The sequence below is a fragment of the Alteromonas lipotrueiana genome, assembly GCF_019249245.1.
GTDB classification, from domain to species: domain Bacteria; phylum Pseudomonadota; class Gammaproteobacteria; order Enterobacterales; family Alteromonadaceae; genus Alteromonas; species Alteromonas lipotrueiana.
This window is the reverse complement of record NZ_JAESDK010000003.1, coordinates 156,001-167,624: the sequence shown is the minus strand read 5'-3', so window position 1 is coordinate 167,624 and position 11,624 is coordinate 156,001. Positions and strand designations below refer to the sequence as shown.

Genomic DNA, 11,624 nt, shown 5'->3' with positions numbered 1-11,624 from the left:
ATGGTTAACGTTATAATATGGTATAACGCATCTCGGAAACTCAGCTGATTTGGAAATACCCCTTTTAGTGAATGGGCCATCAGAATCATTTTGTATCGTATAAGATTATAGACCAACGGAACACCCAAACATCCCTGAACGATAAGTTCAGGGGGAAGATAAAACAACTCTCCAGCATGTGCTGTTTCATTTCACGCTAGCCCAGTTCGATTTCTCAGCGATGAGAATACAGGTGAACAATTTCAGCGGCCGGATACGCCATACAGTCTGACCTCGATAGTTTGTGGTATATGAGAGTGATGCTTTCTGGTATCGTTACAACCAGCTTCGACACTAGGTTCATTTCATTTTCTGCCACGCTATCGAACGCACTATTCAGTATCAAATGACTACTTAGTTTCATCATTCTTACCATGCTTACCTGAAGACAGGTCGCTTCATAGGATTAATTAGCGGTTCGGGCAAATTTTTCACTTTTGGTTAGGGTATCTGGTGTACGCCAGACCACGCCATCAAGACCATAAAAGGATAAGTCACACCACTGAGGATGCTCAGCACGCTGATGCCAACGGTTTGCAGACTGATAAAATACATATTCGACGACTTCAGAGCCTAATTTTTCCTAGCCTTGTCACGGCATGCTACATAATCAACATCTTGTGGCAAAATAATATTCAGGCTGTTGATCAACTGACGAACAGAACCCGTTCTGATTAACGATATCCTATCACTGCCCAAATCATCGCATCTATTGGCAGCTTGCGTTTGCGCAGAGTGACAACGCTATGAGAAGTAAGGCAAGATTCAATAATATCTGAGTCTAAAATGTCAGCCAGACAACGAAACTCGGGGAGACATTGATGTACGCGCGCGGGCTTCTGAAAGCTCCCCAATAAAATCCGATGACACGATCATCGGATTTTGATCTTCTTATACCGAATGTCAACCTCTGAATTGAGGGGCATTACGCAACCGCGGACCTTCTTATGGAAGCTGCATTATTGGCTAACCTTGTTGTTTACGTTTACCCGCCGTGAGCTTAGACGGTAGGGGGGATTCCGGTAATTGGTGCCAGAAAAACACTAACTTAGCATATTCCAAAATACGCAAAAACTTAAACGATTAAGATTGGTTTGTTATTTGGTGTAATCGTTTACCCTTTCCTGCTATTCTTTATGTTAATGTTTTCTATACACACTGGATGCCATGCTTGGTAAATCGCAAATCAGTGGTTCAAGCTAAAAAGAGGAAAGTTATGAGTCAGGAATTCACCAGTAGTAAAAAATGGGTAAACACCGCACTTATCCCTGTGGTGTGGTTGGTTGGGACCAGCGCAGTGAATGCAGACACATTCACTGTATCGTCTCCGGATAAATCTGTTGATGTGACGCTATCAGTAACTGATGTAGTGACCTATGCGGTAACGTTGAATGATCAGGCTTTGCTGCTGCCTTCCAAAGTGAACTTCATTACCACGCAGCATGCCTCTTTAACCGACGACACGAGCATCAAAGAGGTCAATGAAAAATCGATATCGCAGACACTCACCCCTGAAGTCAAAGTGAAATCTGCGAGCATTCAGGACAACTTTAATGAACTGAGCGTCGACTTTGAAAACGGGCTGACAGTCACTTTTAGGGCGTATGATGATGGTGTTGCTTATCGCTTCAGCACACACTGGGACAATCCGGTAACGGTGACATCAGAAGTCGCAGAATTTATTTTCCCTGATGACGCCGATGTATATCTGCCCGAAGAAGAAAGTTTGTACTCACATAACGAACGTAGCTATATCTACCAGCCGGTAAGTGCCGTAGGTAAGCAGACGCTTTCTAGCACTCCGGCCATGGTTACAATGGATGCGGGTAACGTGCTTATTACGGAAACCGCACTGCATGACTATGCCGGGCTGTGGTTAACCGGAAACGGTGAAAACGGCTTTACCGGTACCTTTGCGAACTTACCTAGCGCAGTTAAGAAGGGTGAAGCCCCCTGGGAAGACAGAAACCAGCCGGTTACTGCTCGTGCCGATTACATTGCCAAAACCGATGGCACCCGTGATTATCCGTGGCGTGTGCTCGCGATAGCAAAAACCGACGCCGAGCTGCTGACCAATCAATTAACCTATCAGTTAGCCATTCCCTCAAAAATTGAAGACACCAGCTGGATCAAGCCTGGTAAGGTGGCTTGGGACTGGTACAACGCCAACAATATTCACGGCGTGGATTTTAAAGCCGGATTAAATACCGAAACTTACAAGTATTACATCGACTTTGCGGCTGATTACGGCGTTGAGTACGTGATTTTAGATGAGGGCTGGTACCCGCTTGGGGACCTGATGGGCTCGGTCGAAGGCTTCGATGTACCAGAGGTGATCCGCTATGCCAAAAGCAAAGGCGTAGGCATTATTTTATGGACGACCTGGCTGACGTTAAAAGAGCAGTTTGATGAGGCGATGGATCGCTTCGCTGAGTTAGGAGCGGTAGGCATAAAGCCGGATTTTTTTCAGCGTGACGATCAGGAAATGGTGAATTTCTACTGGAAGGTCGCACACGAAGCGGCAAAACGTAATCTGCTGGTGGATTTTCATGGCTCCTACAAACCTGCAGGACTGCGTCGCACCTATCCGAACGTGATAAGCCGCGAGGGCGTGAAAGGGCTTGAGTGGAACAAGTGGAGTGACGAAAGCACGCCGCAGCACAATACCACGTTGCCTTTCATCCGTATGGTAGCAGGCCCTATGGATTATACCCCGGGCGCGATGTCTAATGCGGTGGGGCCGGCAGCTTTTAAGAAAATTCAGTACAGCGGCAAGGATGAAAACCATAAGGACTTTGCGATTCGCTTTAATCGTCCCATGAGCCAGACTACACGCGTGCATCAGATGGCGATGTTTACAGTGTTTGAAAGCCCGCTGCAGATGATGGCCGATACGCCAACGCGTTATCGTGAAGAGTCAGAAAGCACGACGTTCATTTCAAAAGTGCCTACTGTGTGGGACGACACCATCCCCTTGCATGGAAAGGTTGGTGACTACATTACGGTAGCCCGTCGTTCTGGTGAGCGCTGGTTTATAGGCGCAATGACGGATGAAAACCCTCGCGAGTTGCCACTCTCCCTGTCATTTTTGCCAGAAGGTGAGTTTGAAATAACGATTTTCCAGGATGGCATCAATGCGGATCGCTGGGCCGAAGATTATAAGGTGATCCGCAAAACGGTAACGGCGAACACCACGCTGACCATGAAAATGAAAGCAGGCGGCGGCTATACGGCAAGACTAACGCCTGTCAGAAAGTAACGGTGGGTTTTCGCAAGCTTGATGTAAAGCGTTAAATGATGAAAAAGCCCTTGATTGCGTAAGGCCAGTCTTTAAGCGTTTTTTAAATAAATATGTAAGTACTATTCAATTCAGCAGGCTAATGACAGTAGCTGTAAGAATAGCTAAAAGTCTTATAGCAAAAGGGCTACAGTTAGATTTTATCAATCATCGCCGTAGCCCTTTATTTTATCAGCTTTTCCTGAACTTATCCGCATTAAGCTAGTGGCTGTTTTTTTTCTCTGTTATTGAACCCAGCGTATTATCTAGAAAAATATAATCAACATTATATTTACATAAGGCGATTGTTTAAACAGCAGAGCCTGTTATTATCGAGCAATTATCCGCCAAATACGCATTGAAATGAAAACGTTTAACCCTTTATCTTTATTGTTGGCTGTGAAGTTGTCAGTCTTTACCTGCGTCGCTTTTGCCCAGCAAACGTTATATCAAAACCTGCCAAAAGATGTTACACCTGAGTTGAGCACCACCGGCGCTTATTCAGTAGGCGTTAAAACCACCACGATAACTTCCGATTCGCACCCTCAGCTTTTTTCAGATGAGCGCACAGCCCGGAACCTTACCCTGGAAATCTGGTATCCAACGTCTCAATCAAAAGAAAACGCAGTTTATGAAAATGTCACCCGCAACCACAACAGCTTTAGTATTAAAGGAAAAGCCTCGCGTAATGTCGAGATAGCCAAGGGAAAGTATCCTTTGGTGGTTATGTCTCATGGGTACACGGGTTATCGACACCTTATGTATTATCTGGGCGAGCACCTGGCAAGCTATGGCTACGTGGTGGCAGCTATTGATCATACTGGTTCAACCAATGAAGATATTGACTTTGCCAAGGCTCCTTATGCAGGATTTCCCGGAACGTTGTTTAACCGTTCACGTGACCAGCAAGTTACGCTGGATAAACTTTTTGAGCATGACACATTCGGTCAACACATTAATAAGGACAAAGCTGGTTTAGTGGGTTATTCAATGGGCGGGTATGGACTACTCAGTACGTTGGGCGGTTGCTATAATTTTTCGCCAGAGACCGCGGGGCGTTTTACCGGGGTCAAAGACTCTGAACAAGCCAAATCGCTGGCACAGCGTTTAAATACCTGTTCTGCAGGCAAATCATCGAACACCAAACCTGATACACGCTGGGCCGCAGGGGTAGCTCTGGCGCCGTGGGGCGGACAAATACCCGTGTTCAGTAAAAAATCATTGGAAGCGATAGCATCCCCCATTATGTATATAGCGGGTGATTTGGATGATATTTCTGGCTATCAGGGAATTAGATGGCTGTTTGAAAACACCGGTAGTCAGGGTACACAATTGCTGACTCTGCACAACGCGCGTCATAATATAGCCGCTCATCCAGCCCCTGAAGAAGCATTAGGGAATGAGCTGGATATTGGTCATTACTACGAACCGGCCTGGCAAACACAAACTTTAAATAATATTACCAAACATTTTGTGTTGGCTATGATGAATTGCCACATAAAACAACAAAAACAAGACTGCAGTATGTTGCAGGTAAATGGCGATAGTAATCAGACTTCGCAAGAAGGCAAAGTGCCTGAACCCTGGACAGGGTTTGATAACCGTTATTCGACCGGTATGAGCATGGAGCATAAGTAATAAAAATACGCCGCCGAAAAATGCAGACGGCGTATTATCGAAGCCGATAGAAGTTAGTCGGCGTTCAGATGGAAAATAATGCTGGTTTGGGGGAATAGTACCGGCAGTTGCAGACCAGCCTGCATCAACGCTTCTCCGCTGAATATCTTTTTATCAAGGGCTTGTAAAACCGACTCAGAATATTCGTTGAGAACCTCGGGCCAAATTCGACTTAGCGTATAATTTCGGTTTGCGGCCAGTCCGGTAAAATAGAGTCTGGACGGGGTAGTGCGTGGGGTTTCTCTGATACTGTTATAGGCAAAAAGAGCCTCGTCTTTATCAGCAGAAACATAGCCAAAATTGATGCTAAGGCCATCGGTGTCTAAACGATGAAGATGGGCGGTATGCAGCAATGTACGATGTTGCTTGTAAAGCGCTATTGCGGCTTTTACCACCGTCTGTTCGTGGGTGGTCAGTTCGCGAGGGTCCATTTCAATGCCCATATGGCCAAACAATGCCACAGCGCAGCGAAGCTCTATAGATAAGGTACGACCCGTGATATGACAATCACGTGGACCGACATGCGCGCCCATTACCTCATTAGGGAAAAAGAATGAAAATCCCCGCTGAATGCCTAACCGGTCTAATGCATCGTTAGAATCAGATGTCCAGAATCGGTCGGTGTGCTGTAATATCCCAAGATCGACCCGTCCCCCCCCCGAACAACAGCTTTCAATCTCAAGGTGCGGATGCGCTTCTCGTATAGAGGCGATAAGGCGATACAACGAACGAATTTGCTCAGCCATCGCGGGCCGGCCCCGGGCGTTGCCAGGGTGATTAACATCGCGATTCATATCCCACTTAATATAGCTTATGTGGGGGTGTTCTGTGAGTAAGGTATCAATGGCTTCAAACAGGTAGTTCACTACATCGGGGTTCGTTAAATCAAGCACATATTGATTACGAAAGGGCACCTGTTCATTATTAATGGTCTGCAGTACCCACTCTGGGTGGGCCCGATATAGATCAGAGTCTGGATTAACCATTTCGGGCTCAAACCAGATACCAAATTCCATGTTTTTACTTATTACGTGATCAATCAGGCCACTTAGCCCCTGCGGGTAAATTTGGGTATCTACCTGCCAGTCTCCCAGGCCGGCGTTGTCACCCCGGCGGCCCTTAAACCAGCCATCATCAAGTACAAAACGCTCAACCCCTAACTCGGCCACCGTGTCGGCAAGCGTAGACAGAGTTTTTGTATCGTGGTCAAAATAAATCCCTTCCCAGGTATTATAGTGTACCGGTCTGGGTTTGTTGTTAACCGCCTCCGACAGTATGTTTTGGCGAATATACCGATGAAATTGCTGCGATAACGAAGAAAATCCGCAATCAGAAAAACCGCAGTATAAAACCGGAGAGGTATATGACTCGTTTGCATTCAGGGTAACTTCACCTGGAAATAACAGTTCACCAAACTGCACGTAGCCCCGGCCGTCGGCCATTATTTCAGCCCGCAATTTATGGTTGGCTGAAGCCCCCAGATGAAACCCATAACAATCGCCGCTTTCTTCACGCGTATGAGCCGGAAACGCCAACAAACCCGGAAAAGTGTCGTGAGATGTTTTTCCCCGCCGGTTTTCCCGAACATAACTGCCCATAAATAATGCGTGATCCTGGGTTTGAAATTCATTTGACCAACGCCCTTCAAAAGCACGTACCGTGTCAATGTAGGCAGGTAAAGCCAAGGTGGCGGCATTCAGATAGTTAAGGTTGATTGCGTTTTCAGAGGTGTTTTTTAAAGTACTGCTGAAGGTACAAATGCTGGTGTGAGTGTCCAGTTCAATTTTCAGAATTAATGTTAGCTGACGATGTTCGTCACTAAGCTCAAAACGGGCGCTTAGATCATTTGCTTCGATGTCAGTTAACGAAAAACCTGCCGCCCATTCATCTATTTTACCAAATAACTCAAGCCCGGGCGCACCCGTAAAACCTTCACCATGGGTAGGTACTAATGAAACAGGCGGTTCGGTAACCGGAGCGCACTTTGCTTCCTGGCGGGTCGCCAATGTTGCCAGCATTTGCGGGGTAGTGTGGGTGCCCAAACGGTTACCAAAATGAAGTAACGAAGGTGTTTGGCGGCGACAGTCAAATACCAGACTGGTATGAGCGTTATGTAGTGTTACAAATTCAGGAAAAGTAATCATATCAGCCTTACGTTAGGTTAAGCGTGCGAAAGCGTGCGCCGCCTGTTATGGTAAAAACATCATCAGTAAAAAACGTACAACTATCAGGGTAAACGTTTAACTTTGTTGTATCATAACCTGATTGTTACTTACTTTAAACCTATCGGTAGGCTGAAAAACACTATGTTAGGAATTTGTTACTATCCAGAACACTGGCCTGAGTCGCAATGGGCCAGCGATGCACAAGAGATGCGCGACCTAGGGCTTACTTATGTACGTATTGCCGAGTTTGCCTGGTCGAGACTTGAACCCACTGAAGGACACTATACTTTTGACTGGTTAGACCGAGCCATCGATACTCTGGCGAACGCGGGCCTTAAAGTCATTATGTGCACGCCCACAGCAACGCCGCCAAAGTGGCTTGTTGAAGCCTACCCCGACATGCTGGCGGTAGACGTGAACACTGGCCAAAGCCGAGGCTTTGGTTCGCGCCGGCATTATGATTTTTCCAGTATCGATTATCATCGTGAAGCTATGCGTATTAGTGAAGTACTGGCAAAACGTTACGGTGAACATCCGGCGGTGGTGGGCTGGCAAACTGACAACGAATTAGCCTGTCATGATACAACACCCAGTGCATCGGCAAGTGCCGTAAATGCCTTTCAAGAGTGGTGTAAAACCCGTTATCAAACCATCGAAAAGCTAAATGAAGAGTGGGGCAATGTGTTCTGGTCAATGGAATACCCTTCTTTTGCCAGCATTAGCGCTCCTTATTTTGCTGTTACCGAAACCAATCCGGCCCATCAGCTGGCATTTCGTCGGTTTAGTTCTGATCAGGTGATTGCGTTTCATGATGATATGGTAGCTATTATCCGTCAGCATGCCCCAGGACGTTTTGTTACACATAACTTTATTCCCATGGCCGATACCCAAACCGATAATTATGCGCTGGCCCGGGAACTGGATTTTGCTGCCTACGATAATTACCCGCTGGGCCGTACGGACTTATTTTTTGCTAACGCGGACACTGCGCAATTTAAACGCTATATGCGTACCGGCCACCCCGATTTTTCCAGCTATTATTTTGATCAGACTCGCGGGCTTTGCCAGAAAAATTTCTGGATTATGGAGCAGCAGCCTGGCCCGGTAAACTGGGCGGTTCACAACCCACGTCCAGAACCTGGCATGATTGCTTTATGGTCCTGGGTCGCATTTGGCCATGGCGCCGATACGGTGTGCTACTTTCGATGGCGACAGGCACCATTTGCCCAGGAACAAATGCACGCGGGGCTAAAGCGAGCCGATAATTCGCCGTCAGCCGCTTACAAAGAAGTGCAGCAGGTTAAAGCCGAACTGGACGAACTCAATATTAAGCCGGACGATCCACTGCATTATGACGTCGCTATTGTAAGTACCACTGCGAATCAGTGGATCACCGAAATAGAACAGCAGGGGCAAAGCTATCTGCATCAGCAGGTCGAATTTGAGTATTACCACGCGTTAAGAATGTTAGGGCTGAACGTGGCGTTTGTTTCACCCGAAGCTGCATTAACCGACTATAAGCTGGTGGTGGTGCCAACCATGCCGGTGGTCACTGATAGCTTCATTGAACGCTGTAAAAAAACTTCGGCGACCATCGTTTTTGGGCCTCGCAGCGGTAGTAAAACAGAAGAATTTCAAACGCCTCAAAACCTGGCCCCGGGTAAGCTGCAGAACTTGATTCAGGTTAAAGTCTTGTCGGTTGAAACCCTGCGCGACGATATCAGCGAAACCCTTCATTATGAGGGCCAGACCTTTCACAGTAACCGTTGGCGTGAAGAGCTGGATGTTGATAACAAAACTAAGGTATTGGCCACATATCATGACCATACGCCGGCAGTGGTGCAGGCTGAAAACCGGGTTTACGTAGGTACATTGGGGTGCGCTGACTTTACCCGGGCCTTGCTTGAAAAGCTGGCTAAGGTCAGTGGGCTTACAACTTACACACTGCCTGAAGATGTAAGAACCGTGGAGCGCGGCGACTACCGCTTGCTATTTAACTACAGCGCAGAGGCAGTGCGGGTGGATGGCTTTGCAAACAAAGAGTTTGTAATTGGCAGTAATGAGTTACCGGGATATAGCTATGCGGTCATGAAACGATGATTAGGTTTGGATAATACACCTGACTAGGAAGTATCTTCTGAGCCTCTAGAATCAGAAGATACTTGAATCAGGCTTTTAGCCCGACCGCAGAGATACCGTTGCAATTGGGTATGGGGTATTATGGCTGAGTTGTACCAACCGGTTGTATTGCTGAAGCGAAACCAGCATCGAATGTATCACCATTAAAAAACCAGATTGATGCAGTCGTTGTAGGTTTGAAACTGACAATTCGGCAAGTCTGGCTTCGTTAATAGTGGCGCAACCTGTCACGGTTTCAACAGGGTTCCCTGTACGGTGGATGTCTATTGTCAGTGCGGCAAGTAAATTTAATGATTTGAGTGTATCTACAAACTGTAGCGCCTGCTGTTGTCCTTCGAACAGATGACGCAAGCGCTGCTGCATTTGCTTTAAATATGGAGTAGGCGATCTATCTCGTCCATACAATGCTTCTCCGGTACTACCCACACGCATGTTTTGAATATCAAGCACAGTGAGTAGTTGGTCATCCTGGCGGGCATAATTAAAGGGAGCGCATTGCAGGCTTAATGGTATAGCATGGCCAGCCCATTTTTGATTTTGATAAAACAAATTTGAATGCTGGCCAAGGCTCATGACTGCGCTTAGTAAAGCTGGCGTTCGACTCGTTGCTTCAACTACGACCACCGGCATGCAGCTGGCTAATACGGCAACCTCATTTAACCCGGCACTCGTTAAAGAAATATCAGCGGCGTGCTTAAGTGGTTGGGTATTGTCGATACAAAGATTTTGGTGAAAATCGGGATCAAGTAGCTCATAAGTAGTTGATGTCGTCATAATAATCTTATTATTTTGCACACTGATGAATAATCTCATCGAGTAAATACCGATGAGAAGGCAAGCGTTGGGAAAGGTGGTCTTTTTGCTTCTCATTTGCCGCTATCACTTGAGCTGCGCGGTCAAACTGAGTAAGTTTACGCCGGTATTGTTCTAAACTAACCTGCGACTTCATTCCATATAAAATGTATCGATAACTATGGGCCGTGAATACTTCTGTATTAAAAGGGATATCGTGTTCGCCAATAGGGTTGTATTGCCACCAATCGAGCAGTTCAATAAGCAAATCAGGAATGGTATCGGGGGCCCGGTTTGCTTTCCAAAATGGCTCGTTTCGATCGCTAAGTACATAATGCAGTTTTAAAAACATAATGGCCGCTTGCCAATTTGCATGCATAAAGTCATTAAAACGCTTCGCAGTTTGAGTCATATGAGGAATGTAGCCTGGCATGTTGTCAGCTAACCACAAGGCACTTTGTTCAATCAACATAAGCGAAGACGCTTCTAAAGGCTCTAAAAAGCCCGAACTTAACCCAATCGCAACGCAATTTTTCGACCAGAATTTTTGCCGATAGCCTGTTTTAAAAGTTATTTGCCGAAAGTTAGTGTTAACCGGGTCGCCAGTTTGTTGCAGATACGCCGTTAACGTGTCTTGTGCCTGATTGTTTGAGCAAAATTCAGAAGCGTATACGTAACCTGCGCCCCGGCGTTGTTGTAATCCAATGTCCCATATCCAGCCCGCCTCCTGGGCCGTAGATTTTGTATAACACGCGATAGGACAATCGGGGTCGCCGTAGGCCTGTTGAGCGACAAGAGCAGTATCGGCAAGCATAATATCGTTACAGGAAACTAACTCCACCCCCAGGGCTTTATCAATAAGTAATCCTGTAAAGCCACTACAATCTATATACAAGTCAGCAGTGATAGTTTGTTGCAAAGAGGTATTCAGTGAAGTTATATGGCCATCATGAGTATCGACATTAACTACAGTATCGATAATGTGTTCAACACCTAACGACTCAATACAATGCTTTTTCAAAAGTTCAACAAACTGGCCGGCATCCAGGTGATAACCATAATTACTGGCCGGAGGCACCTGAAAATTCGCGTTGGCTCGAGGGGCAAGATTTTGCTCACATAACCATGGAACAACACTTACATCGTCTGCATAATGTTTCCAGTCGACAGAATTTAGCCAGTATCCGCTAATGTCAAAGCTTGCTGAGTTTTGTGGAGCGCTAAATGGATGATAGTAGCTATTTCGAGCTGAAGATTGGTGCCAGTTAACAAACTTACTGGCTTGCTTGAACGTTGCTCCCGCGTAACGAATGATTTGGGATTCGCTTATACCAATACGTTGAAGTGTTTGTCGCATAGAAGGCCAGGTACCTTCGCCCACCCCGATAGGTAGCGTTTTCTCAGATTCGATTACGCATACTTCTAAAGAGCGACCCGATTTCGAAGTCGCTTGATGACTGGCAGCCAGCAGGCCAGCGGTCAGCCATCCCGCTGTTCCGCCGCCAACAACCACAATACGATTTAACGGTTCCAAA

At 46.5% G+C, this 11,624-nt stretch carries 6 protein-coding genes and 1 pseudogene; 3 read left to right on the top strand and 4 right to left on the bottom strand.

The genetic code is table 11. From position 1 onward, the window contains the following. Positions 1–86 precede the first annotated feature (86 nt). Positions 87–909, bottom strand: a pseudogene (locus JK130_RS16590) (transposase domain-containing protein); the annotation flags it as partial. Between the two features lie 346 nt (positions 910–1,255). On the opposite strand from JK130_RS16590, the gene JK130_RS03675 reads away from it, so the two are divergent. Together JK130_RS03675 and JK130_RS03670 are read left to right on the top strand one after the other, a co-directional pair. Continuing rightward, positions 1,256–3,298 carry a glycoside hydrolase family 97 protein gene (locus JK130_RS03675; RefSeq protein WP_218352862.1) on the top strand — a complete coding sequence of 681 codons (2,043 nt, stop codon included), beginning with the start codon at positions 1,256–1,258 and terminating at the stop codon, positions 3,296–3,298. A 381-nt stretch (positions 3,299–3,679) separates the two neighbouring features. After that, complete coding sequence (locus JK130_RS03670; protein ID WP_218352861.1) at positions 3,680–4,954, top strand: alpha/beta hydrolase family protein; 1,275 nt, start codon at positions 3,680–3,682, stop codon at positions 4,952–4,954. A gap of 53 nt (positions 4,955–5,007) precedes the next feature. Here JK130_RS03670 and JK130_RS03665 read toward each other — a convergent pair whose 3' ends face one another. After that, complete coding sequence (locus JK130_RS03665; protein WP_218352860.1) at positions 5,008–7,137, bottom strand: alpha-galactosidase; 2,130 nt, start codon at positions 7,135–7,137, stop codon at positions 5,008–5,010. Between the two features lie 162 nt (positions 7,138–7,299). Here JK130_RS03665 and JK130_RS03660 point away from each other — a divergent pair, with 162 nt between their 5' ends. Then, positions 7,300–9,258, top strand: coding sequence for a beta-galactosidase (locus JK130_RS03660; RefSeq protein WP_218352859.1), 1,959 nt, complete (start codon positions 7,300–7,302; stop codon positions 9,256–9,258). Positions 9,259–9,333: 75 nt separating this feature from the next. On the opposite strand, the gene JK130_RS03655 is transcribed toward JK130_RS03660, so the two are convergent. Both JK130_RS03655 and JK130_RS03650 read right to left on the bottom strand, forming a co-directional pair. Beyond that, positions 9,334–10,071, bottom strand: a complete 738-nt coding sequence (locus JK130_RS03655) for a SapC family protein (protein WP_218352858.1) — start codon at positions 10,069–10,071, stop codon at positions 9,334–9,336. A 10-nt stretch (positions 10,072–10,081) separates the two neighbouring features. Beyond that, entirely contained in the window at positions 10,082–11,623 is a 1,542-nt protein-coding gene (locus JK130_RS03650; protein WP_218352857.1) for a tryptophan halogenase family protein, read from the bottom strand. Position 11,624: the final 1 nt, after the last annotated feature.

Excerpts from the sequence above, each read along its gene's own strand:
- JK130_RS03655 (WP_218352858.1), bottom strand. The coding sequence starts at position 10,071 with ATGACGACATCAACTACTTATGAGCTACTTGATCCCGATTTTCACCAA.
- JK130_RS03675 (WP_218352862.1), top strand. The coding sequence starts at position 1,256 with ATGAGTCAGGAATTCACCAGTAGTAAAAAATGGGTAAACACCGCACTT.
- JK130_RS03670 (WP_218352861.1), top strand. The coding sequence starts at position 3,680 with ATGAAAACGTTTAACCCTTTATCTTTATTGTTGGCTGTGAAGTTGTCA.
- JK130_RS03665 (WP_218352860.1), bottom strand. The coding sequence starts at position 7,137 with ATGATTACTTTTCCTGAATTTGTAACACTACATAACGCTCATACCAGT.
- JK130_RS03660 (WP_218352859.1), top strand. The coding sequence starts at position 7,300 with ATGTTAGGAATTTGTTACTATCCAGAACACTGGCCTGAGTCGCAATGG.